Source organism: Lactiplantibacillus sp. C232 (assembly GCF_023806725.1).
In the GTDB taxonomy this organism is placed as follows: domain Bacteria; phylum Bacillota; class Bacilli; order Lactobacillales; family Lactobacillaceae; genus Lactiplantibacillus; species Lactiplantibacillus plantarum.
The window spans coordinates 17,761-41,140 of the sequence record NZ_JAMSKZ010000017.1; the positions used below are offsets into that span (position 1 = coordinate 17,761).

The 23,380-nt window shown below is 46.6% G+C and carries 22 protein-coding genes; 16 read left to right on the plus strand and 6 right to left on the minus strand.

Annotation, left to right across the window (positions count from 1 at the left end):
• Positions 1 to 7: 7 nt before the first annotated feature.
• From rpsK to rplQ, 3 genes are all read left to right on the plus strand, one after another.
• Positions 8 to 397, plus strand: coding sequence for a 30S ribosomal protein S11 (gene rpsK, locus MZO41_RS13790; protein WP_003641266.1), 390 nt, complete (start codon positions 8 to 10; stop codon positions 395 to 397).
• An 86-nt stretch (positions 398 to 483) separates the two neighbouring features.
• Entirely contained in the window at positions 484 to 1,428 is a 945-nt protein-coding gene (locus MZO41_RS13795; RefSeq protein ID WP_003641267.1) for a DNA-directed RNA polymerase subunit alpha, read from the plus strand.
• Between the two features lie 21 nt (positions 1,429 to 1,449).
• Positions 1,450 to 1,833 (plus strand): 50S ribosomal protein L17, encoded by a 384-nt coding sequence (gene rplQ, locus MZO41_RS13800; RefSeq protein WP_003641268.1) that lies wholly within the window; start codon positions 1,450 to 1,452, stop codon positions 1,831 to 1,833.
• A gap of 403 nt (positions 1,834 to 2,236) precedes the next feature.
• Here the strand turns inward: rplQ and MZO41_RS13805 are convergent, their stop codons facing one another.
• The 4 genes from MZO41_RS13805 to MZO41_RS13820 form a co-directional block, all read right to left on the minus strand.
• On the minus strand, positions 2,237 to 3,229 hold the full coding sequence (locus tag MZO41_RS13805) for a polyprenyl synthetase family protein (protein WP_003641269.1): 993 nt from the start codon (positions 3,227 to 3,229) through the stop codon (positions 2,237 to 2,239).
• A 5-nt stretch (positions 3,230 to 3,234) separates the two neighbouring features.
• On the minus strand, positions 3,235 to 3,804 hold the full coding sequence (locus MZO41_RS13810; RefSeq protein WP_003641270.1) for a Gx transporter family protein: 570 nt from the start codon (positions 3,802 to 3,804) through the stop codon (positions 3,235 to 3,237).
• 3 nt (positions 3,805 to 3,807) lie between these two features.
• The gene (locus MZO41_RS13815) at positions 3,808 to 4,299 is read right to left on the minus strand and encodes a NusG domain II-containing protein (protein ID WP_003641271.1); all 492 of its coding nucleotides are present in this window, start codon (positions 4,297 to 4,299) and stop codon (positions 3,808 to 3,810) included.
• A 94-nt stretch (positions 4,300 to 4,393) separates the two neighbouring features.
• Positions 4,394 to 6,304, minus strand: a complete 1,911-nt coding sequence (locus tag MZO41_RS13820) for an NAD(P)/FAD-dependent oxidoreductase (protein WP_003644094.1) — start codon at positions 6,302 to 6,304, stop codon at positions 4,394 to 4,396.
• A gap of 282 nt (positions 6,305 to 6,586) precedes the next feature.
• Here MZO41_RS13820 and pplA point away from each other — a divergent pair, with 282 nt between their 5' ends.
• From pplA to rpsI, 8 genes are all read left to right on the plus strand, one after another.
• Positions 6,587 to 7,513 carry an extracellular electron transfer flavoprotein PplA gene (gene pplA / locus MZO41_RS13825; protein WP_003641273.1) on the plus strand — a complete coding sequence of 309 codons (927 nt, stop codon included), beginning with the start codon at positions 6,587 to 6,589 and terminating at the stop codon, positions 7,511 to 7,513.
• A 339-nt stretch (positions 7,514 to 7,852) separates the two neighbouring features.
• Complete coding sequence (locus tag MZO41_RS13830) at positions 7,853 to 8,965, plus strand: FAD:protein FMN transferase (protein WP_003644095.1); 1,113 nt, start codon at positions 7,853 to 7,855, stop codon at positions 8,963 to 8,965.
• 85 nt (positions 8,966 to 9,050) lie between these two features.
• Positions 9,051 to 9,893 carry an energy-coupling factor ABC transporter ATP-binding protein gene (locus tag MZO41_RS13835; protein WP_027821308.1) on the plus strand — a complete coding sequence of 281 codons (843 nt, stop codon included), beginning with the start codon at positions 9,051 to 9,053 and terminating at the stop codon, positions 9,891 to 9,893.
• Complete coding sequence (locus MZO41_RS13840) at positions 9,869 to 10,756, plus strand: energy-coupling factor ABC transporter ATP-binding protein (protein ID WP_013355337.1); 888 nt, start codon at positions 9,869 to 9,871, stop codon at positions 10,754 to 10,756. Before MZO41_RS13835 ends, MZO41_RS13840 begins: the two co-directional genes overlap by 25 nt.
• Positions 10,746 to 11,546, plus strand: coding sequence for an energy-coupling factor transporter transmembrane component T family protein (locus MZO41_RS13845; RefSeq protein WP_013355338.1), 801 nt, complete (start codon positions 10,746 to 10,748; stop codon positions 11,544 to 11,546). The genes MZO41_RS13840 and MZO41_RS13845 overlap by 11 nt, the downstream gene beginning before the upstream one ends.
• A 64-nt stretch (positions 11,547 to 11,610) precedes the next feature.
• The gene (gene truA, locus MZO41_RS13850; protein ID WP_003644097.1) at positions 11,611 to 12,399 is read left to right on the plus strand and encodes a tRNA pseudouridine(38-40) synthase TruA; all 789 of its coding nucleotides are present in this window, start codon (positions 11,611 to 11,613) and stop codon (positions 12,397 to 12,399) included.
• Positions 12,400 to 12,507: 108 nt separating this feature from the next.
• Positions 12,508 to 12,951, plus strand: coding sequence for a 50S ribosomal protein L13 (rplM, locus tag MZO41_RS13855; protein ID WP_003638098.1), 444 nt, complete (start codon positions 12,508 to 12,510; stop codon positions 12,949 to 12,951).
• A 13-nt stretch (positions 12,952 to 12,964) separates the two neighbouring features.
• Positions 12,965 to 13,357, plus strand: coding sequence for a 30S ribosomal protein S9 (gene rpsI, locus MZO41_RS13860; RefSeq protein WP_003638099.1), 393 nt, complete (start codon positions 12,965 to 12,967; stop codon positions 13,355 to 13,357).
• Positions 13,358 to 13,654: 297 nt separating this feature from the next.
• Here the strand turns inward: rpsI and MZO41_RS13865 are convergent, their stop codons facing one another.
• Both MZO41_RS13865 and MZO41_RS13870 read right to left on the minus strand, forming a co-directional pair.
• Positions 13,655 to 14,524 (minus strand): DegV family protein, encoded by an 870-nt coding sequence (locus MZO41_RS13865; RefSeq protein ID WP_013355339.1) that lies wholly within the window; start codon positions 14,522 to 14,524, stop codon positions 13,655 to 13,657.
• A gap of 297 nt (positions 14,525 to 14,821) precedes the next feature.
• On the minus strand, positions 14,822 to 15,910 hold the full coding sequence (locus tag MZO41_RS13870; protein WP_013355340.1) for a hypothetical protein: 1,089 nt from the start codon (positions 15,908 to 15,910) through the stop codon (positions 14,822 to 14,824).
• Between the two features lie 288 nt (positions 15,911 to 16,198).
• On the opposite strand from MZO41_RS13870, the gene MZO41_RS13875 reads away from it, so the two are divergent.
• From MZO41_RS13875 to aroB, 5 genes are all read left to right on the plus strand, one after another.
• On the plus strand, positions 16,199 to 17,287 hold the full coding sequence (locus MZO41_RS13875; protein ID WP_013355341.1) for an Ldh family oxidoreductase: 1,089 nt from the start codon (positions 16,199 to 16,201) through the stop codon (positions 17,285 to 17,287).
• Between the two features lie 877 nt (positions 17,288 to 18,164).
• On the plus strand, positions 18,165 to 20,177 hold the full coding sequence (gene tkt / locus MZO41_RS13880) for a transketolase (RefSeq protein ID WP_013355342.1): 2,013 nt from the start codon (positions 18,165 to 18,167) through the stop codon (positions 20,175 to 20,177).
• 19 nt (positions 20,178 to 20,196) lie between these two features.
• Entirely contained in the window at positions 20,197 to 21,090 is an 894-nt protein-coding gene (gene aroE, locus MZO41_RS13885; RefSeq protein WP_013355343.1) for a shikimate dehydrogenase, read from the plus strand.
• A 40-nt stretch (positions 21,091 to 21,130) separates the two neighbouring features.
• The gene (gene aroF / locus MZO41_RS13890; RefSeq protein ID WP_003644102.1) at positions 21,131 to 22,126 is read left to right on the plus strand and encodes a 3-deoxy-7-phosphoheptulonate synthase; all 996 of its coding nucleotides are present in this window, start codon (positions 21,131 to 21,133) and stop codon (positions 22,124 to 22,126) included.
• A 9-nt stretch (positions 22,127 to 22,135) separates the two neighbouring features.
• Positions 22,136 to 23,215 (plus strand): 3-dehydroquinate synthase, encoded by a 1,080-nt coding sequence (gene aroB, locus MZO41_RS13895; protein ID WP_015380007.1) that lies wholly within the window; start codon positions 22,136 to 22,138, stop codon positions 23,213 to 23,215.
• The last annotated feature ends 165 nt before the right edge of the window (positions 23,216 to 23,380 follow it).

Consider the following 23,380-nt stretch of genomic DNA (forward strand, 5'->3'; position numbering starts at 1 on the left):
GAATTTTATGGCAACTAGAAAGACAACCCGTCGTCGTCGGGTAAAGAAGAACATTGAATCTGGTGTGGCTCACATCCATTCAACGTTCAACAACACACTTGTTATGATCACTGATATGCAAGGGAACGCCATTGCATGGTCATCAGCTGGTTCATTAGGTTTCAAAGGTAGTCGTAAGTCAACACCTTTTGCTGCTCAAATGGCTGCAGAAGCTGCTGCTAAGGCATCAATGGAACATGGTATGAAGACTGTTGAAGTCGCTGTTAAGGGTCCTGGTTCAGGCCGTGAAGCCGCTATCCGTGCTTTACAAGCTACTGGTTTGGAAGTTAGCGCAATTCGCGATGTTACGCCAGTGCCTCACAATGGTTCTCGTCCTCCAAAGCGTCGTCGTGTTTAATCTGTGACGTTCATTTTGAGGGCAAACTTCATTTTGTACGCACAACTACTAAACACCACGCGTTTTGAAAGGGGTAAAAGATAAGAATGATTGAATTTGAAAAACCTAACATTCATAAAATTGATGAAAACGACAACTATGGTAAGTTTGTTGTAGAACCGCTTGAACGCGGTTATGGTACAACTTTAGGGAATTCACTTCGTCGGATTCTTCTTTCTTCTTTACCTGGCGCTGCTGTTACTAGTATTCAAATTGATGGTGTTCTTCATGAATTTTCAACGATTGAGGGCGTAACGGAAGACGTTACAGCAATTATCTTGAATGTTAAGAAGATTGCACTTAAGTTGGAATCAGACGAAACCAAGACGTTGGAAATCGACGTTAAGGGTCCTGCTAACGTTACTGCCGGTGATATCATTGGCGATGCGGACGTAGAAGTCTTGAATCCAGACTTACCAATTTGTACCGTAGCAGACGGGGCACACTTCCATATGCGTATGACCGCAAATACTGGTCGTGGTTATGTTTCCGCTGAGGATAACAAACATCGTGAAGATGACATGCCAATTGGCGTTTTAGCTGTTGATTCATTGTATTCTCCAATCGAACGTGTCAACTACCAAGTTGAAAACACGCGGGTTGGTCAACGTGATGATTTCGATAAGTTAACCTTAGACGTTTGGACAAATGGTTCAATCACTCCAAGTGAAGCCATTAGTCTATCAGCCAAAATCCTGACTGATCACCTTTCAATCTTCGTAAATCTCACTGATGAAGCTAAAAACACTGATGTGATGGTCGAGAAGGAAGAAACGCATAAGGAAAAGATGTTAGAAATGACGATTGAAGAGTTAGATCTCTCCGTCCGTTCATACAATTGCTTGAAGCGTGCTGGCATCAACACGGTCCAAGAATTAACTAACAAAACTGAAGCTGATATGATGAAGGTTCGCAACCTTGGACGCAAGTCACTCGAGGAAGTTAAGGCAAAATTAGCTGACCTTGGGTTATCATTACGCAAAGAAGACTAATACAAGGGAGGATATCCGTTCATGAGTTACCGTAAATTACAACGTACAAGTTCACAACGTCGTGCCTTATTACGCGATTTGACAACGTCATTGATCGTTAACGGCAAGATCGAGACGACCGAAGCCCGTGCTAAGGAAGTTCGTTCAACTGCTGACAAAATGATCTCTTTGGCCAAGAAGGGTGATTTAAGCGCCCGTCGGAAGGCTGCCGCATTCATGCGGGACGTCGTTGCCGATGTTAAGGAAGATGGCGACAACGTGGCTGTACAAACTGCATTGCAAAAGCTATTTAGTGACTTAGGTCCTCAATATGCTGACCGCAATGGTGGTTACACACGAATTTACAAGACTATGCCTCGTCGTGGCGACGGTGCACAAATGGTTGTCTTGGAACTCGTTGACTAGTTAAGATTGTTTTACGGATCACTGGGACTGATGATTGACGGGCGTTATGATGGTGGCTACTGGCAAAATAGTAGCTAAGTCTAGTTCGGAAGTTATTTATGGTTAGACATAGATGGCATATCGCAGTTCTAAGTGATTTTTTTTGGTGCTAGTTACGAGCAACCGCTGATTTAGGGATTGATTCCCTAAATCAGCGGTTTTTTGTTGGAATGGATAGGTGTTTTTAATACTCGTGATGACAACGGTTTGTTATTTGCAGATTATGACCTGTTGAATCGGGAAAGTGGATATAGTGGTCTCAGGTACTGACTGTGAAGATGAAGCACATGGGCGTTTAGCTGTGTCTGGGCGACAAAAAAGGTATCAAACAGGATGTTTGATACCTTAGTCGATTGATTACTAGTTAATTATGCCGGTCCAACAGCCGTTTGGTTAGACTAATCAGATCCGTCTTCGCAGGCTGGTCTGGAAGTTTACGCATGATTGCCAGCGCGTCTTGAGTGTACTTGGTAGCGAGTTCTTGGGCTTGCACCACACCGCCGGCATTGATGACAAGTCGTTGTACTTCCTGGCGCTGAGTGTCCGAAATTGCCCCCTGTAATCGCATCAGCGGCAATAAATCGTGCTTAGCTTCTGTCTGTAAGGCAAAGATCAACGGCGAGGTGTAGACACCTTCAGCAACGTCTTCGAGGATGGGTTTGCCCGTTTCCTGACTGACTTCTTGATAGTCTAAAATATCGTCAAGAATTTGGAAGGCCATCCCAATTGCGAGACCTGCTTTACGAGCGCGCTGGGCGAAATGACTACTTTGACCAGATTCATAAGCACCTAGAAAACAACTCAGTGCGAATAATTCGGCGGTCTTACCTTGAATTTGTTGCAAGTATTCTGCCATGGTAATGTCAAGGTGGTAGTGGCGGTCCTTTTGTTGGACCTCGCCCACTAGAATCTTTTCCATGTTCTCAGAGTTCATCTGGATGCTTTTGAAACTGCTTGAATAGTGCGCTAGAATCTTGAATACCACAACGAATAGGTAGTCGCCCGCATACACAGCAGTATCTTTACCAAAACGTTCTTGAATCGTGACATGGTGCCGACGTAGTGCAGCATCGTCAACAATGTCATCATGGATCAGCGTAGCGGTATGGAGCGTTTCTAATGACGCCGCTAAGGCCACCATCCGTTGCCGATCAGTTGTTGTAAATTGTGAGAATAGGAGGCAGTATGCCGGGCGTAAGAGCTTACCACCACCATGAATCATTTCTAAAATCGCGTCATTGATGTCGGCATCTTGAATATTGATGTTCGCCGTCATCAGCTGCATCACTTGTTGCAGCTCCGGTTGTAGTGCCGGGTAATCACGCCAAATTGGGTGTAATTGTGTTGCTGATTGCATAAGGGTTACTCCTTTGTTTGATCTGGATGGTGTTCTCGATTGAATTTGAGATAGCGTAAGATCGTGACGTGGGTGAACAAGTAGTTGGCGGCGATTCCGAGAGCACTTCCCGCTGCTAGTCCAATAATCGAAAGCACTGGCAAGTAGAGCATGACCGTCCACGTCTGTGCAATAAGACTCGCGACCAATAGCTGACCAACATTATGCATGACGCCGCCAGTTGCTGAAATCCCAATAATACTAACGCGTTTAGGCCCTAATTGTTTGACCAGCAGCATGGCAAACAGGCTGAGAAAGGCGCCCCCAAAACTATACAGAAAGGTTGATAAAGTGCCACCTAGGAGGGCCGTTAAAATCAAACGGAGCCAGGTTAGGGTTATCACGTCAGTTAATGATAATGTATAGATTGCAACAATGGTAATCAGATTGGCTAAACCAAGCTTGGCACCTGGGGCAAAGGCAAACGGGAATGGAATCATCCGTTCAAGGATGCCGATGATCACGCCTTGTGCAACCAGTAACGCGATATAAATATTACGATGAGTTTTGTTTGATCGTTCAAATGAATTATTCATATTCTACTCCGTAACTAAACCATTACCGCCAGATTTGACTTGACCGTTGCTGGCCTTAATTTCAACCAAGAGTTTGTGGGGCAAACAAACAATCGTTTGACCAGGTTTATGAATCCAGCCTCGGCGGACACATACTTGGTCAGAACAGTTGGCTTTCGTAATCGCAACGCGCTTAGGTTTAAAGGTGATCGTGTTGTAGTGCCCATGGTTATCGCGATAGGTGAAGTGCTTAGTCGTTTTCAGATTCGTAATATTGACACGCTTCAAGACGGTCCCATTATGTGAGACCACGGCGTTATACGTGGTTTCACTGCTCGTGGCCTTTCGCTTAGCCACTAGTGCCGCATGTTCAGCTTGTTGTTTTTGCTGGTATGAAAAAATCGCTAGTGGGGTGAACGATAAAATAATTAGCGCAACAATAATAATAATATCAAACGGCTTGATCATATCCCCATAACGTTTGAATGTCCGGATCATTGTCCGTAATTTACGCATCGTTAACCCTCCAATTCAATGAAATAAAAAATGGTTCAAGGGGGAAAAACAACCCTTGAACCATCGGGAAAGGATTTAATTAATTATAACGCATCTAGCGGGTTTTAACACCGTCGTAATGAGAACGAACGTTGCCGTACCACCAGTGTCCAAGGTGTTTTTGCATCCACGGAACGACCCAGTAGTCTAACCCAAATGTCCGTCCGGAACCGTTCATTAAGGCGAGGGCAACAAAGATCATCCAAATGTTGACCCAGTAGAACATGCCAGATAAGCAGAAGACGACAACTAAGCCAATGGTGACTGCGTTAGCAAACCAAGTAAAGAGTCCGAAGAAAATACATAATGCAATGACGATTTCAACACAAGTCATGAATTTCTGGAAGAAGAGGGCCATTTGCATGTTCGGAATGAAGACCTTGGTAATTGATTCGAACCAATGTGGCATTTTGTCAAAGACCATCAGGGGTTCTTTACCGTACATGTATGAAAGACTGAAGACACCCTTAGCGGCTTTAACGGTTGACGTGGCAGCTTCAGAAGCACCACTGGTTGCAGCGGCTTTAGTTGCTTGAGAGGCACCACTGGTTGCGGCCACGGTAATCCATTCGAATGGTAACCGTAACTTGTCAGTGAACCAGGATTCAGATCCCTGAACTTTAGTCCAGCAGTCCCATAACCACATGGCACCATAGAAGAACCGCAGTGGCACACTCCAGAGTACGTTACCAGCCCGTGAGACCCAACCGCGGAAGACGTTACGGTTATTACGAGTCCGGAAGAATTCGTGCATGAAGTACTGGAATAGGTAGTAACCTGAGAAAATCTGAACGTAGTACATCCAGTTGATGGCGTGTTTTAAAAGCACGGCAATAAAACCAGAGACGTTCCACTTCTCTAAAACTTGTGCAACGGCATATTTTGAACCAATTGAGTCGACGGATGCTTGATAAGCGCCCTTAAATGGCTTGATCGTAACGTCAGTCTGGTCAACGTTCTTAATAATACCTTCGACGGCCTTAGCTGCGGTTTCTTCAGCCCCTTGAACGATTTGTGGGACTGGCCGTGGTTGGTCAGGTTCTTGGTAGCTGGTTGAATCACCGGCTAAGAAGATATTGTTACAATCCTTAGCTTGCATGAATTCATTGGCCATCAAGCGACCACCGCGGGGGTTAGTTTCAATGCCGAACTTTTTAACGATACTATTAGCACGAACACCGGCTGTCCAGATTAACGTGTAGGTTGGAATTGGATCCTTGCCTTTTAAGTTAACATGGTCTTCACAGACTTCGGTAATCATGGAGTTCGTCATGATTTTGACACCATGTTTTTCCATGTACTTAGCGGCCTTACCGGCTTGCGTCCGGTTGAGCATGTTAATAATAGTCGGCGCTGCTTCGACCAATTGGAGCGTGATTTCACTTGGATCGAGCTTGTTGTCTCGAGCCAAAACATCACGATATTCGATTAATTCACCAATCAGTTCAGAACCAGTAAAACCAGAACCACAGACTGTAAAGGTCAACATGGCTTTGCGCTTAGCAGGGTCGAGCTCCGCCGCCCCCCGCCGAATAATTGCAGATAAGTGAGCGCGCAATGCCATCGCTTGTTCGAAGGACCACAATTCGAAGCCGTGTTCCTTAACACCGGGAGTCCCAAAGTCATTGGATTCCCCACCCAAACTAATTAAAAGTTGATCATATTGATAACTTCCGTGTTCGGTAGTAACTGTTTGTGCCTTTTTGTCGATGCCCGTCACGGTATCGGTCACGAGACGAACGTTTTTTCGCCGTGCGAACAACCGTTGCAAATCATATTGGATATGCTCAGGTTCCACCCGTTCGGTAGCAACTTCATGTAATTCAGTCATATACGTGAAGTATGAATGCCGGTCAATCAACGTAATCTCGACGTCTGCATTTTTTTTGAAATGCTTAGACAGTTTCTTGGTTGCGTAAACACCAGCAAACCCCGCACCGACAACGACAATATTTTTCTTTGCCATTGCGTAACAACTCCCTTGAATAATAGTGTAAAAAGATAATTCCACTAATAATTATAACGATAATGTAAGCGGTTGTCTATGGATTATGGGAAAGAATGCATAAACTATCACATTATCTAAGCCGCGAAAATAGTGGCATCGAGGTTTGAACGGAAAACGTTGTCAATACCGCTATTATTAGGCTAAAATATCATTTTTTTAATGGAATGGGATTGACTATTACCAGTTTAAACGTTAAGATTAATGTGAATTTTCATACAAAAAGGTTAGGAGTGGGATATCATGAAATTCAAATCAGTTATTACGGGTGCTTCAGTTGTTGCAATTTCAGCTTTAGCTTTAGCAGGTTGTGGCAGCAGTTCTTCAAGTTCTAGCTCGAGTTCATCCAAGAAGAGTTCATCTTCAAGTTCATCAGCTAAGACAACTAAGGTTGCTAAATTAACTGCTGGCAGCAAAATGAAAGCGGGTACTTATAACCTTGAAGAAGAAAATTATTCACATGGTTATCGGACCAAGATGAGTATCACAGTTAATAACAACGGTAAAATCACTAAGTCCAGTTATGACCAAGTGAACAAGAACGGCAAGTCCAAAGTTGATGATACTTCATATAACAAACAAATGAAGAAGATCGCTGGGACTAACCCCAAGACTTACATGCCTAAGTTAAACAAGACGCTGACGGGCTCTGCCGCTACTGGTAACGTGGGCTCCATTGATGTTGTGACTGGTGCGACTGAATCATCAAAGACCTTCCAAAACTACACACAACAATTAGTTCAAGCTGCCCAAGCGGGTAACAAGTCGACCATTAAGATTGACAATGGTGCCAAGATGAAAGATGGTACCTACAAGTTGAACGAAAAGAACTACTCACACGGTTACAAAGTTACTTTCGCAATCACGGTCAAGGATAATAAGATTACGAAGTCTGAATATAACCAAGTGAACAAGAATGGCAAGTCCAAAGTTGACGATGCAGCTTACAACAAGCAAATGAAGAAGGTTGCTAAGACTAACCCTAAGACTTATCAACCAGCTTTGAACAAGTCATTAGTTAAGAGTAGTGATCCAACTAAGGTTGACGTTGTCACGGGTGCCACTGAATCCTCTAACACCTTTATTATGTACGCGGAACAATTACAAAACGCGGCACAAAAGGGTGACACCAACACGATTACTGTTGACAACATGATTTTCTCTGAATAAGCAATTTAATTATTAGATTCTTTTGAGGCCTGAGGCGCATGCTGAGGGCCTTTTGTTTTTAATTGAGCAACCACAAAAGTTTGTCACTCAGTTGGGCACGACTTTGAGCAAGCTAAATCCATACATGGATATTGGTTTAAAAAATAATAGTGGCGGTGAATGTTAAGTGCAAAATGGCTGTGGTAGTACAAACCCGACCGTCGAGTTGTACCGTTTGCTGTAGGTGCGCTGATGTCAGACTAGCGTAGAAAAGCTTGGATGACGCGCAAACAGTCTCACCGGATGAATCAAGACTTTGGTATAATGACAATTGAAATTAAAAATAGGGGAAGTATTGGAATGAAGCTAAAAAAATGGGTTCGAATTGGATTAATTGTTGCAATGATCGTGCCATTGACGGCGTGTGGGACGAGTACGAGTCGCAAAAATGCTGCTAGTAGCCGACCCAAACCAACTAAGGTCGTCAAGACGCCGATCGAGGATACCCAGTTCATGATGGGCACAGTTGTCACGTTGCGGATTTATAATAAGGGTAAGGATAACGTGTTAGCTGGGGCGTTTAAGCTGTTGAAAACGGAAGCTAAGGAAATTACGGTCAATCAAAAAGGATCTGAAATTGATAAGATCAACGCCGCTGCCGGTAAAAAGCCAGTGGCTGTCAGCAAGGATATCTACCCAATGATCAAAGCAGCTTACTATTATAGTAAGAATTCAGACGAATCCTTTGATTTAGCCATTGGCCCGATCACATCACTCTGGCATATTGGATTTTCTGATGCCAAGGTGCCCACTCAACAAGAAATTGACAAGAACGTTAAGCTGGTAGACTACAAAAAAGTTAAATTAAATGACAAGAAACGGACCGTTTATCTAGAAGAAAAGGGAATGCAACTAGACCTTGGTGGGATTGCCAAGGGTTACATGACCGATCAAGTGAAGACGTACTTATTAAATCATGGGGTTTCAACGGCCATTATTGACCTCGGTGGTAATATTTATGTTCTGGGTGACAGCCCTAAAGGAACGAAGTCAGGTAACTGGACAGTCGGTATCCAAGATCCAAAAGCGTCACGGGGTACGGCCATTGGCTCACTACCTGCTAAGAATAAGTCAATCGTTACTTCTGGGATCTATGAACGCTATTTGAAGAAGAATGGTAAAGTTTACAGTCATTTGATGGACCCACAAACAGGGGCCCCTTATCAAAACAATTTGATGGGCGTTTCCATCATCTCGAAGAAGTCGGTGGATGGCGATGCACTATCGACGGCCACCTTTGACAAAGGCCTCAAAGGCGGGATGAAGTACATTAATGGTAAAGCGGATCAAGGTATTGGGGCCATTTTTATTACCAAGGATAAAAAAGTATACGTCTCCAATAACTTGAAGAAGCAGTTCACGCTGTTTGGCGATGCTGGTTACAAATACGGGCCAGCCACTGATTTAAAGTAAGATTGGACGTGAAGTTCAGTTACTACAAGTTCCGTCAGATATGTTATGATAATAACCATGAATTTTAAGGAAATGAGGGACAATGGTGAGTCCGATTATTGACGTTAAACATTTAGATTATCGTTACCCGCAACAAGCTACGGATCAGTTAACGTTACACGATATTTCATTTACGGTCATGCCGGGTGAATGGGTCGCCATTGTCGGCCATAACGGTTCTGGTAAGTCGACCTTGGCCAAGAATTTAAACGGACTGTTAGCACCAGCGGCCGGAACGATTACGGTTGATGGTCAAGTATTATCTGAAGAAACCGTTTGGGACATTCGGCGCAAAATTGGGATGGTTTTCCAAAACCCAGATAACCAATTCGTTGGGGCAACCGTTGCCGATGATGTTGCGTTTAGCCTTGAAAACCAGGGCGTGCCGCGTCCTGAGATGCTAACGCGGGTACAGGCGGCTCTAGAACAAGTCAACATGCAGGATTTTGCGACACGTGAACCGGCACGTTTGTCAGGTGGTCAAAAACAACGGGTGGCGCTGGCTGGTATGATAGCGGCGCGGCCTCAGATTTTGATTCTGGACGAAGCGACGTCAATGTTGGATCCCCGTGGTCGTCAGGAAGTATTGACGACGATTCGCGATATGAAGGCTAATTCAGCGTTAACGGTCTTGTCAATTACGCATGATATTGACGAAGCGGCCAGCGCTAATCGGGTCTTAGTGATCAATGACGGTGAGGTTAAGGAAGAGGGGACTCCAGCGGAAATTTTTCAGCATGGAGAAGCCTTAATTAAGATGGGATTGGACATGCCATATGCTGAGCGCTTAAAAGCAGCGCTAAAGCGGCAGGGTGTTCAAGTGCCCGCACAGTATTTAACAGAGAAAGGAATGGCGGACTGGTTATGGCAATTACGTTCAAACAAGTAGATTTTACTTACCAACCGGGTACGCCGTTCGAAACTAAGGCGTTAACTGATATTAACGTCACCATTCCCACCGGCTCTTATACGGCTTTGATTGGTCATACGGGGAGTGGTAAGTCTACACTTTTACAGCATTTGAACGCCTTACTCAAACCGACTAGTGGAACGGTCACGATTGGTGAACGGGTCATTACGCCAACGACGAGTAATAAGGATTTGAAACGATTGCGGCAACACGTGGGCATCGTCTTTCAGTTTCCAGAAAGTCAGTTGTTTGAAGAAACGGTGGCCAAAGACATTGCATTCGGGCCCCAGAATTTTGGGGCCAGCGAAGCGGATGCTTTGAAAACTGCGGCTGAAATGTTGGCTTTAGTTGGGTTAGACGAGTCGTTACTGACGCGGTCACCGTTTGACCTCTCTGGTGGACAGATGCGGCGAGTGGCCATTGCGGGGGTCCTTGCGATGCAGCCGCAAGTCCTAGTCTTGGATGAACCGACTGCCGGATTGGACCCTCAGGGCCGTTTAGATATGATGGAGATGTTTGCCCGTTTGCGCCATGAACGTGATTTGACCGTGGTACTAGTGACCCATCAGATGGATGATGTTGCCAATTACGCGGATAATATAATCGTGATGGATCGTGGACAAATCGTCAAAACGGGGACGCCTCGTGAGATCTTCAAAGATCCTGCGTGGCTGACTGCCCATCAATTGGGCTTACCGAAAACAACGGCCTTTGCACATACACTCCAAAAGCAAGGCTGGCAATTTGATGAGTGGCCGTTGACCGAGGACGAATTAGCAGCAGCCATCGTCCAACAGTTGCCACCGAACGCGATGGGGGAGGTGGCCGCTCATGATGAATAAATTGATCTTTGGTCGCTACATTCCGGGAGACTCCGTGGTTCACCATATGGACCCCCGGGCGAAACTGTTACTGAGTTTTTATTTTATTGGGATTATTTTTATTGCCAATAACTGGGCGACCTATGCCTTGCTATTTGCCTTGACATTGGCCGCTATTTACCTATCCGGTGTGAAATGGTCGTTCTTCATCAACGGCGTCAAACCGCTGATTTGGTTGATTTTATTCACCGTCATCCTGCAAGTGTTGTTTAGTGCAAGTGGCGGGCACGTTTACTTTCAATGGGGCATCATTACAATCAGCCAACTTGGATTGATCAACGGGGTCTATATTTTTTGCCGGTTCGTGTTGATTATTTTTATGTCAACGCTGTTAACTCTAACAACGCCGCCACTGGAATTGTCGGATGCCATCGAGTATATTTTGATGCCGCTCCGGGCGGTTCGTTTTCCAGTCTATGAAGTGGCGCTGATGTTGTCGATTGCCTTACGCTTTGTGCCAACGTTGATGGACGAAACGGAAAAAATTATGAATGCACAACGGGCCCGGGGGGTCGACTTTGGTGAGGGCAATATCTTTCAACAAATGCGTGCCGTGGTTCCGCTGCTGATTCCACTGTTTGTCAGCTCATTCAACCGGGCTGAGGATTTAGCAACGGCAATGGAAGCACGTGGCTATCAAGGCGGCGAGGGTCGCAGTAAGTACCGGATTCTTAAGTGGCACCAACGTGATACGTGGGCTACCGGATGCTTTGCGATCTTGACCGTTGCATTGATTTTCTTGCGTGCATAAATGAAGACTGATTAACGTGGGCGTCGCACTGATGGCGACCCACGTTTTTAACTGGAGGGATATTGTGACCACGCGGTATAAAGTAGTTTTAGCATATGACGGCACCAATTTTGCGGGTTTTCAACGCCAGCCACACCAGCGAACTGTCGAGCAGGTCGTCACTAAGGCGGTCAATAAGATGGCGAAAGATCCCGTTGAACCGATTGTGATCTACGGCGCGGGCCGAACAGATGCTGGTGTACATGCGTTTGGACAGACGTTGCATTTTGACTTGCCGTACGAAATTAATCCAGAAGGGGTTCGGCGCGGCCTGAACAGCATGTTACCGATGGATACAATCGTAAAGGCCGTTTCCATTGTGCCGAATGATTTTCACGCGCGTTATGATACGGTCGGTAAGCGGTACTGGTATCGGGCCTATCAAAATGAATTTGTAGATCCATTTAAACGGCACTATACGGGGCATTTTAAGTTCGCTGCGGATATTGACAGAATTCAGCAAGCCATCGGTGACTTAGAAGGACGGCACGATTTCTCGACCTTCGTTGCGTCCGGTTCACAAGCACATGACCATGTTCGTGAGATCTATTCAGCCAAAGCGTGGGCCTTGCCGGATGAACGCGAAATTCAGTTTGAATTTTGCGGTAGTGGTTTTTTATATAACCAGGTTCGAATCATGGTGGCTGTTTTGATGGAAATTGGTCAGGGCCGGCGCGCAGTTGACTGTATTCCAGCGTTACTAGCGGCTAAGGACCGTGAGCAAGCGCGGGGAACGGCTCCCGCGGCTGGACTTTATATGAAAAAAGTGTATTATGAACAAAATGAATTACAAGCTGATTTGATAAAGTATTGACTTCTGAGGCGAAATTAGGTAGACTAGTCGTTGGTATTGTTTGCCCCACGATAAGCCCCGGAAATCTTATTGAGTGTCAAACAAACACAGAAAATGGAGGAACACAACGTGCGTACAACATATATGGCTAAACCAGGTGAAATTGATCGTAAATGGTATGTAGTTGATGCAACCGATGTACCTTTGGGTCGTCTTTCAACTGTCGTCGCATCAATCTTGCGTGGTAAGAACAAACCTACCTTTACCCCTAACGTGGATACTGGTGATAACGTTATCGTTATTAATGCAAGCAAGGTCGCTTTAACTGGGAAGAAAGCAGAACGGAAGATTTATTATCATCATACTGCTTATGCTGGTGGTTTAAAGGAACGGACTGCCGGTGACTTCTTGGCAAAGGAACCTACTAAATTGATTGAAACTTCAGTTAAGGGTATGCTTCCTCACAACTCTTTAGGCCACAAGATGGGCTTGAAGTTGCATGTTTATGCTGGTGCAGAACATACGCAACAAGCACAAAAGCCTGAAGTTTTGGACATCACTAACTTAATCTAAGGAGGAAACTACATTGGCTCAAGTACAATATCGCGGCACAGGCCGTCGTAAAGATTCAGTAGCCCGCGTACGCTTAGTACCAGGTACTGGTAAAATTGTTATGAATGACAAATCTGTTGAAGATTACATTCCATTTGCAGATATTCGCAAGGAATTGTTACAACCATTCGAAGTAACTGAAACAACTGATCAATATGATGTTTTAGTTAACGTTAATGGTGGTGGCTTCCATGGTCAAGCCGGCGCAACTCGTCATGGGATCGCTCGGGCATTGCTCGAAGTTGACCCAGATTTCCGTACTCCTTTGAAGCGCGCGGGTCTCTTAACTCGTGATGCTCGTATGAAGGAACGTAAGAAGCCAGGTTTGAAGAAAGCCCGGAAAGCTTCACAATTCTCAAAACGTTAATATTATCCAAAAACGTTGTTTTATCAACATTTTCTGGCTATATGAGAAAGCACCTGTCTATGGACGGGTGCTTTTTTTGTTGTTTGAACAGAAAAAATAATACAAAACTAAAACATGGTAGGGCTCATGATATAAAATAGACCACTTTGTTAGCGTCCTGGCTGGCAGCACGTGTTCATGTCAGTACGACTTCCGGGGTGAGCGACTATGCAGTTAGCCCGCCTTGAAACAAGCTAAGCAAGTAACGCTCGGTTACTTAAAAATGGATTGGGCCATTGACGGCTCAATCCATTTTAATTACTGACGTTTAGTTTTACCAAAAGAGAAGACGGCAACGCAACCGAGGCCGGTATGGCTAGTGATAGTCGGCCCAATGTGTTCGAGCAAAATTTCAGCATCAGGAACCTTGGCTAAAATCTTTTCACGAACGGTTTGGGCGGCTTCCTGAGCGTCGCTAGTGGCAATGATAATGCGCGGCTTGGTCTGATCACGTAAATCAGCTAGTGTGTTGTTAACTAGTGTGGTCAGTGACCGGCGCCGTGAGCGCACCTTTTGTACTGGACGCAAGTGGCCGAGTGGGTCGACGTCCATGACTGGCTTGATCTGTAAGAGTGATCCAACCGTCGCGGAGGTCCGTGAGACCCGGCCGCCGTGATAAAGGTAATTTAAGTCATCAACGGTGAACCATTGGTGATAATAGAGGCGGTTTTCAGTCAGCCAATCCGCCAATTGGGCGATCGGCATACCAGCATCGCGCTTGTCAATGGCATCTAGTAGCATCAGGCCTTCACCGCAGCAGGCTGCTCGGGAATCCACGAGGTAGATCTCGGCATCTGGCTGGTCTTCTAAAAGCATGGTCTTGGCCTGTTGCGCATTATTGAAGGTCCCACTTAAGCCTGATGAAAAGCCGAGGTATAGGATTGGCGTATGTGCCTGAACGTACGGCTTGAAAAATTCAATAAACTGGCCGATATTAATCTGAGCGGTAGAAGGCATCACACCGTTACCAATCCGATGATAAAAGTCAGTCAAGTCAAAGTGGTGACCCAAATCGTCCGCGTATTCCTGGTCGTCAATCGTGACGTTCATTGAAACAAAATCGACATGCTTGTCCTTAAGTAGTTGATAAGGTAAATCAACGGTTGAATCTGTTAATAGCTGATACATAACTTTCTCCCTTAATTGTACTTACTGTTACATTGTACGCTTATTTGGGCGGCCATGGAAAATTAATACATGCTGTATTTTTACGTACAGCAGTAATTTACGGTAACAACTAGTTGGTTGTCGCAATCCTGGTAGCAGCGTGAATGCTGATCAGGAAATTGAACTGGGCATGTCAGTAAATACTGGACGCATCGGAAGGTCAGTTAGGGGTTAACTGCAATAATGACGTAGTAACACTACTGAGTAACTAGGACCGTACTTTTCAGTCATGGCGATGAGGTTCGACGACTAATTTGCCTATTCAATGAGGCGCTGTAAGTTGATTGAAATCAGCCGATCAATGGCGTGATTTTGCTGCTGGCGGTAGGAGGTGGCCCCGGTTTCATAAAGGAGTTGCGCCTGGTGATGATGAACGCTGATCTGTTCGAGTTGCGGAGGCAATCGAAGAATCGCGATACCGGTGGTCAGTTGATGCTGTTGAATTAATTGGCTGCGCTTGAATAGCAGTAAGTGTGAGGCGCTGGGGCCGTATGACTGTGATAACAAGACGTAGTGGTCATAGAAGGCCATTCCTTGAATATTGGGTGGGAGCTTGCCGTGCCAGTCACTAACTGCCTTTGGTAAAATGGCGTGACTCGTGGTCATTCTGTATGGCGTGCCGGCGCTCGTCAGTGGATAGCGGGCAACCAAGGTGGTCTGTCCAGGTTTGAACTGGCCGACATAAAGGGCCTGATGGTGATAGGTCAGTAGTGAAGCATTGCTCAGTGTTGGCAGTGACCAGCGTTGCTGATAGTGAACGGCAATGGAAGTGGTCGGGTCGAAGTGCCGTAATGCGGCCAGACTAACGCTCACGATAGCCCCATGACCGTGGCGATGACTGCACAACCAAATCCGCTGGTGGTGAGGGTCATAAGCTAGACCACCCACATGTGGTTTACCATGCAATAAGACAGTGTTGCATAATTGATGTCGGAAACGATCCTGTACATATAGGACAGATTGGGTTCGACCAGTGGCATCATAAGCGGTGGTTAGACGATAACGACTGGCAATAACAACGCCCTGTGGAATCATCATTGTCGTCGTCGTGAGTTGTTTAGTGACGAGGTCCCTAGTCAGGGTGGCTTGTAGTCCCGGCTGAATGGTGGTGCCTTGCAACATACCGATTGGGTCGAATTTTGCTAGTTTAACCAGATCCGGATACTGACGGATGGTTTGATAAAATTCGGTTGGTGAAAAAACAGCTTGGGTGGCTGTTCTTTGAAGGGTGGTTGGTGGGTACGGTAGTGTCGGTCGTATGCGACTAGCTAGACCGCCGAGGGGATGGACCCAAATTAACAAGCCCGTGATTAGTCCTGTATAAAAATGATAGGTATAACGGTGCATCGCGGGTCCCTCCTCTAGTTTAAGTGTCTTCAATATAGCATGGAAAGACAGGCCGCTTAGCGGATAGTGAAAGGTTAGTTAAGGAAAGAAACTGAGTGGGGCATAATTGAAAAATTAACGTTTTACACATCTGTTTTTAATTATATTTACATAAAACATTGAATTTTCTAATTAGGAATCGGATAATGAACGTGTTCAAGCTGTTTAGCAATCTGAATAAAGTGTGATATCCCGGTGCTCGCCAAGTTAGGCGAGTGCTGGCTGTCAAAAACGGAGGAAAATATAACGATGCGAATTAGTGCGGAAACGGAACGACAATTTTTAGAAGCAGTTTTTAAGGCCCAACGGTTTAGTGCCAAGGATGGGGCACTGCTGGCAGACACCCTGGTCGATGCAGATTTACGTGGAATCTCGTCACATGGTATCCAGCGGCTGGCTTGGTATACGCGGATGATCAAGGATCATACCTTGGAACCGACGCATCAACCGAAGATTTTGAATGAAACACCTACCAGTCTATTGATCGATGCGAACCAGAGCATGGGCCAGATTGCGTCGGCGTTTACGATGAATAAACTGATTGAAAAGACTAAGCAACTCGGTGTTTCATTAGCGGTTATCCGCAATTCGAATCACTTTGGAACGGCGGGCTATTATTCGCGCATGGCTTGCAAAGCGGGTTTGATCGGTATTTCAACGACTAATACGCGGCCGTTGGTGGTGCCGACGAATGCGACAGAAGCTTTTTTGGGTTCCAACGCATTAGCTTTTACTTTTCCAGCCGACCCGCATCCTTTCGTTTTTGACGGCGCGACTGCGGTGGTTTCAAGCGGGAAGATTCAAGTGCTGGCCAAAAAAGGTGCACAGATTCCGGGTGTTTGGGCGGTTGATGAGCATCGTCAAGTCTTGCATGATGCGCAGACGGTGGAGGATAACTTGGCTAAAATTGCGTTTTCTGAGAATCGTCCTGGTGGTGGGGTCCTGACCCTAGGTGGCCAGCAGGAAGTCAATTCAAATTACAAAGGCTTTGGCAACTCACTAATTATTGAGTTACTCACGGGAATTTTAGCGCAAGGGTCGCTGTCGGCTGATACGAACACCGGTAAGCATGACTTTAGTCAGTTCTTCATGACGATTAATCCCGCCTTATTTGGCGATCCCGAGGTGTTGAAGGCCAACGTGACGACTATGTTTGACCGTATTCGGCATTTGAAGCATCTACCAGGTACTAAGATTATGATACCAGGTGACCGGGAATACCGGCACTATGATGAAAATTTGGTGCAGGGCGTCAGTATTGATCCACAGACGTTGACGGAAATGCAGCAAGTTGGTGCTGAATTTGGAGTGGCAGTCCCCGCAGCCTTGAAAGCGTAGTTTGGTGTAGTTGCGGCAATTATTGTGACTAAAATGGGGATCACATAAACTGATGATAGTGTGGCTGGAATCTGCTCTGGATGCTGGCGACACTATTTTTGGTTATCACGATTATGTGCGGTGGTGAAGACCAGCTAGCTGGTTGGGCATAGATGGCAGTTCAGACAACTGACGAGCGGCTAAGGTTAGTTGCTAAAGCATACGGAACATTGTTGAAATTGTAATCGAAAATGACCGTTTGTCAGTCGTTCGTTGTGAGAAATTTAGCGTTGGAGTGCGGCTTTTAGACTTTAATGATTTGCCTGGCGGTGGATTATAAGTTAAGTCAGTGCAAGCTACTGGCTAAAAATATTTTCAGAAAGTGGCAGGGAACCATTTTAATATCTGTAAAATGATTTGACACGCAAACTTGCTGATTTACCAGTATTTATTAGCAGTTAGCGAGGATGATGACGACTAGCAAATCGAGGGTGGACCAACGTGTTTTTGTTGATTAATAGAAAAAATTTGCAAAAACCATTTGACAATTCTATTGATTAGCCGTATATTTTAAGTCATCAAATACACATTATAAATTAAGGAGATTTTAATCATGACGATTAATACCAATTTACAATTGAATTCGTATTATTATTACTGGTTTACTTAGTGCCTTGGCATCCACTGCGAGGCACGCCCTCGCAACGGATGTGACCAGTAAATTTTGGAATGATTAAAATTTATGGAAAAGTCATATCAGTGTTGTGAACAACCACTGTGTGACTTTTCTGCTTCTGAGTAGCGGTGTTTTTCGGGCACCCTGCGAAGAATTAGTGGACTCACAGTTGGTGTAACTGTGAGTCTTTTTTATTAGCCAAAATGAGAGGGAGCGAAGTTAATGCAAGCATTTGATGAAATTGATGAATTAGCGGTGAATAATCTACGAGTACTGAGTGCGGAAATGATTGAACGGGCCGGTTCTGGTCATCCAGGATTGCCACTCGGCGCGGCTCCAATGATGTGGGCACTGTGGAGCCGACAATTACGGGTCGATCCACAGCAGTCTCAATGGGCTAATCGCGATCGCTTTGTCTTATCAGCCGGACACGGGTCGGCGTTGTTGTACAGTCTGCTACATGTGAGTGGCTTCAACGTGACAATGGGCGAGTTACAACATTTTCGTCAATTCGGCAGTCACACGCCAGGCCACCCTGAACTGGGAATCGTGGATGGTGTGGAAGCCACGACCGGTCCACTGGGACAGGGATTAGGGATGGCGGTGGGCATGGCCCTGGCTGAACGGCAACTAGCGGCTCAGTTCTCCGAGGCACCGCAGTTGGTGGATCACTATACTTACGCGTTAGTCGGTGATGGTGATTTGATGGAAGGCGTCTCCCACGAAGCTGCCAGCTTTGCCGGTAATCAACAATTGCAAAAATTAATTGTATTGTACGACGATAACGCTGTTTCGCTTGATGGCCCCACCAGCCGGTCGTTTCGTACCGATGTGAACCAGCGCTTCGCTAGTTATGGTTGGGATACACAAACGGTAGGTGATGGCAATGATTTAACGGCGATTAATGCCGCCATTGAGCGTGCCAAACACAGTTCACGTCCAAGCCTGATCGCTGTTAAAACGACGATTGGATTTGGCGCACCACAAGCGGGTACGAATGCGGTGCATGGCAATCCGTTGGGAACGGCCGGTTTAACTAGTTTGCAGCAACAATTAGGGTGGCAAGCCGCGCCATTTACGGTAATGCCGGCCGTTGCTAAACGCGCACAGCAACTAATCTTGCAACGTGGTCAGCGTGCACATTGCCGGTGGCAGTCACAACGAGAGGCTTTACCACAAGCCGTACAACACCGTTTCGAACAACAGCTCAGTATGCGTCTGCCAGTTGACTTAGCCACCAGTTTACCGATCTTTGATGAAGGCGCCCAAGCTTCGCGGATCACGAGTCATACCGTCATTCAGAAGCTAGCCGCTCAGTTACCAGGATTAGTCGGGGGCGCGGCTGATTTAGCCAGTTCGAATAAAACGACCATTGAGCAGGATCAATTGTCGACTCCGGTGACCCCGGATCAGCGCAACGTTGCCTTTGGTGTCCGGGAGTTTGGTATGGGCACCATTTTGAATGGGATGACTTTACACGGTGGCTTGCGGGTCTTTGGTGGCACCTTCCTTGTCTTTTCCGATTACACGCGTGCGGCTATTCGATTGGCGGCGATGATGAAGTTACCAGTCACTTACGTTTTCACGCATGACTCGATTGCAGTCGGCGAGGACGGTCCGACTCATCAGCCAATTGAACAGCTAATGAGTTTACGATTGATTCCGAATCTAACGGTGATCCGGCCCGCTGACCCGAATGAAACGGTCGCAGCTTGGTGGCAAGCCATCAACGCGACGGATCATCCAACCGTGCTCGTCTTGACCCGTCAGAATTTGGCAGTGCTATCCGGATCTAAGACTAAGGCCATGACTGGTGTGGCTCGTGGCGGTTATGTTCTCTCACCGCAGCGTGGCCGCCAGCCAATGGGAATCTTGATTGCAAGCGGGTCAGAAGTTGCTTTAGCTCTTCAGGCCCAGGCGAAACTAGCTACGTTAGGTGAAGATGTCAGTGTCGTTTCAATGCCGTCGATGGAAAACTTTGCGCGCCAATCAACGAATTACCAAGCCCAGGTCTTGCCACCTCAAATTCGGCGGCGAGTTGCAGTCGAAATGGGCGCAACATCTGGCTGGGAACGTTACGTTGGGTTAGATGGGGCGGTACTAGGCTTGGACCACTTTGGCGCCAGTGGAGCGGCCGACCAAGTATTAGCCGCTAACCAGTTCACGGTAGCAGACCTAGTGCGGACGTATCAACAAACGCACGTGGATCTTGGTCAACAATTGCGAGTCATTTAGAAAGGAAGTTAGTTAAAGCATGATTGATGGACAAACGGCACTCTTTGGATTTATCGCGCACCCCGCGCGGCACAGTCGCTCACCGCGAATGCATAATTTGAGTTTTGACTACTGGGGGCTAAATGCGCGCTACTTGGCGTTTGATGTGGCACCGGATGGATTGGCTGGTACGCTTGCTGGAATTCGTAGCATGGGTATCGCGGGGGTGAACCTTTCAATGCCATTCAAACAAGCCGTTGTACCGCTACTAGATGGTTTGACAGTGCGAGCGCAACGGATTCAAGCGGTCAATACGATTAAGAATGAAGCTGGCAAGCTGATTGGTGACAGCACGGACGGCGCTGGAGTTTTTCAGGATCTCTTACATCAAGGTCTGAACTTGGTTGATAAGCACGTCATGGTTTTAGGCGCGGGAGGCGCAGGTAAGGCAATCATTGCGGCGGCTTTAGATTATGGTGTCGCGAGTGTAACGGTCTTTAAACGCAACAACGAACGCTACGCCGGTGTTCAGCACTGGTTGGAGCAACTCAGTACCACGACTTCGGTACCACTCCGGCTCTGTGCCTATGAAGACCAAGTACGGATGCAGCAAGTTGCTCGTACCAGCAATTTGATCATTAACGTGACCAATATCGGCATGACGACTGCTGGAACGCCATTACCAATCTCAATTATCCAGCAATTAGTCCCACAACAGACGGTCTATGATGTGATTTACCAACCGCTAGAAACGACCTTTTTGCGCTTAGCGCGTCAGCAGGGGTGCGCCACATATAATGGTTTGGGGATGTTGATTTGGCAAGGTGCCTTGGCTTTTGAGTTTTGGACTGGTAAGCAGATGCCAGTTCAACAGGTCCGCCAAGATATGTTAGCCAGTATTCAAGCGACTCCGCCGATTACGGCGCAGGCTTAGGCCTTAACTTTTGAGAATTGATTAGTAGGAGGAAACTATTATGATTATTATATTAAAACCAGCAACCGCTACGGCTATGCAGGCAAAGTTAGTGAGTCAATTTGGTGCGGATCACGAGATCTTCACGCACAATAATCGAATTGCAATTCAAGGATTGCGTCCAGAAGCACTTCCCGCGGATGTGCAAGCAGCCAGTGAATCAATCTTGACGGCAGTTCCCGCAGCGGTCCAAAGCAGCCGTCTCTTTCACCCAGAAGATACGATTATTAAGACGCCACACAGTGTGATTGGTGGTAATCAATTCGTCATGATGGCTGGCCCGTGTTCAGTCGAAAGCGCTGAACACGTGGACCAGATGGCCGCGGTTGCCAAGCAGGGTGGTGCGACGATTGTTCGTGGCGGAGCATTCAAGCCACGGACGTCACCTTACAGCTTCCAAGGCCTCGGGGAGACGGGACTCCAATACTTACGGACGGCGGCTGATAAACATGGCCTTGATATGATTACCGAAGTGATGGATGATGAACACGTGGCGATGGTGGCGAAATACACGGATATTTTTCAAATTGGTGCACGCAATATGCAAAATTTCTCGTTGCTTAAAGCCGTTGGACAGACCCAAATTCCGGTTGCATTAAAGCGAGGAATGTCGGCAACAATCGACGATGTGCTCAATGCAGCTGAATACATTGCAGCTGGTGGTAATCATCAGATCATGCTTTTGGAGCGGGGAATTCGAACGTTTGATAATAAGTACACACGCAACACGTTTGACTTAGGTGCAGTGCCAGTCTTGCAATCGTTGACACATTACCCAGTCATCGTTGATCCGAGTCACGCGGTCGGTACCTGGGAACTCGTGACCCCGATGGCGATGGCAGGTGTAGCAGCTGGCGCCAGTGGCATGATCGTTGAAATTCATGACCAGCCAACGCAAGCTTTATCCGATGGGCCGCAAGCGTTAAAACCCGCGACGTACTTAAAAATGGCGCAACAGGCTTTCCAGTTACATGACCTGATGCAAACGTGGGCGTAGGATGTGCCTATGACAAACATTGAAGTCAAGACGCGAGTTAAACAGTATCAGATCAAGATCATGATTGACAGTTTACATCATCTAGGAACGTTGGTAACTAAGGTATGGTGTGCCCGTCAAGTAGCGGTGGTAACGGATACCAATGTGGGCCCGTACTATGCGAAGCTGGTAACTGATGAACTGACGGCGGCTGGATTCAAGGTGCGTGTGATGACGGTTCCAGCCGGTGAGGCGAGCAAAAGTTGGTCACAAGTCCAGTCGTTAATCGATCAGCTGAGTGCCGCCCATTTTAGCCGCAGTGACGGTGTCATCGCTCTTGGTGGCGGGGTGGTTGGTGACTTAGCAGGGTTTGTCGCTTCGATTTATATGCGCGGTATTGCCTTGATTCAAGTACCGACATCATTATTAGCGCAAGTCGATAGTTCGGTGGGCGGTAAGACCGCGATTGACTTACCAACTGGCAAAAACTTAGTGGGCAGTTTTTACCAACCAGATTTAGTCGTCATTGATCCGGCAATTCTGGTGACGTTACCGCCGCGGATGCTCGCAGAAGGTTATGGCGAAATCGTTAAGTGCGCAGCATTAGTTGGCGGTGATTTTTGGCAATCCTTGCAACAAATTACCAGTGTGGCAGCGATTTTACCAGCAGCACCAGATTTAATTGCAGCTAGTGTGGCGTTCAAAGCGCGCGTCGTTATGGCGGATGAACATGAACAGGGTCAGCGGCAATTATTGAATTTTGGTCATACGATTGGTCACGCAGTCGAACTATTGGCTGACGGTCAACTAATGCATGGGGAAGCGGTAGCGATTGGTCTAGTACAGGTTTGTCGGTTGTTTGCAGCACATGGGTTAGCGCCGACTAGTTTAACGTCGACGCTCAAGGCACGCTTAATGGCGGTAGGGTTGCCCACGGAATTACCGCCGATAGCGCCGCAAGCCGTGGCCGCAGTGATGCAACACGACAAAAAAGTGCACGGTACAGCGCTGACCTGGGTCTACTTATCGGCGGTTGGGCAACCCCACCTGTATCCCATAGCGGTCACGGACTTGGCGACTTGGATGGGTGACTTGTGGTCGGTGTCGTGATTAGACGTAAGTTTACAATATGCTTCAGTTCGACACATGACGGTTAGCCGGGTGGGATCTGAAAATTTGAGGGAGCATCAGAACTTTTGACGTCCAGGTTCTGATGGACTTACATGGTAGATTAACAATCGGCTTTCCAAGTAATAGTTGGAAAGCCGATTGTTA

Coding starts and splice junctions, on each gene's coding strand:
- rpsK (WP_003641266.1), top strand. CDS start 8: ATGGCAACTAGAAAGACAACCCGTCGTCGTCGGGTAAAGAAGAACATT.
- MZO41_RS13795 (WP_003641267.1), top strand. CDS start 484: ATGATTGAATTTGAAAAACCTAACATTCATAAAATTGATGAAAACGAC.
- rplQ (WP_003641268.1), top strand. CDS start 1,450: ATGAGTTACCGTAAATTACAACGTACAAGTTCACAACGTCGTGCCTTA.
- MZO41_RS13805 (WP_003641269.1), bottom strand. CDS start 3,229: ATGCAATCAGCAACACAATTACACCCAATTTGGCGTGATTACCCGGCA.
- MZO41_RS13810 (WP_003641270.1), bottom strand. CDS start 3,804: ATGAATAATTCATTTGAACGATCAAACAAAACTCATCGTAATATTTAT.
- MZO41_RS13815 (WP_003641271.1), bottom strand. CDS start 4,299: ATGCGTAAATTACGGACAATGATCCGGACATTCAAACGTTATGGGGAT.
- MZO41_RS13820 (WP_003644094.1), bottom strand. CDS start 6,304: ATGGCAAAGAAAAATATTGTCGTTGTCGGTGCGGGGTTTGCTGGTGTT.
- pplA (WP_003641273.1), top strand. CDS start 6,587: ATGAAATTCAAATCAGTTATTACGGGTGCTTCAGTTGTTGCAATTTCA.
- MZO41_RS13830 (WP_003644095.1), top strand. CDS start 7,853: ATGAAGCTAAAAAAATGGGTTCGAATTGGATTAATTGTTGCAATGATC.
- MZO41_RS13840 (WP_013355337.1), top strand. CDS start 9,869: ATGGCAATTACGTTCAAACAAGTAGATTTTACTTACCAACCGGGTACG.
- MZO41_RS13845 (WP_013355338.1), top strand. CDS start 10,746: ATGATGAATAAATTGATCTTTGGTCGCTACATTCCGGGAGACTCCGTG.
- MZO41_RS13865 (WP_013355339.1), bottom strand. CDS start 14,524: ATGTATCAGCTATTAACAGATTCAACCGTTGATTTACCTTATCAACTA.
- MZO41_RS13870 (WP_013355340.1), bottom strand. CDS start 15,910: ATGCACCGTTATACCTATCATTTTTATACAGGACTAATCACGGGCTTG.
- MZO41_RS13875 (WP_013355341.1), top strand. CDS start 16,199: ATGCGAATTAGTGCGGAAACGGAACGACAATTTTTAGAAGCAGTTTTT.
- tkt (WP_013355342.1), top strand. CDS start 18,165: ATGCAAGCATTTGATGAAATTGATGAATTAGCGGTGAATAATCTACGA.
- aroE (WP_013355343.1), top strand. CDS start 20,197: ATGATTGATGGACAAACGGCACTCTTTGGATTTATCGCGCACCCCGCG.
- aroF (WP_003644102.1), top strand. CDS start 21,131: ATGATTATTATATTAAAACCAGCAACCGCTACGGCTATGCAGGCAAAG.
- aroB (WP_015380007.1), top strand. CDS start 22,136: ATGACAAACATTGAAGTCAAGACGCGAGTTAAACAGTATCAGATCAAG.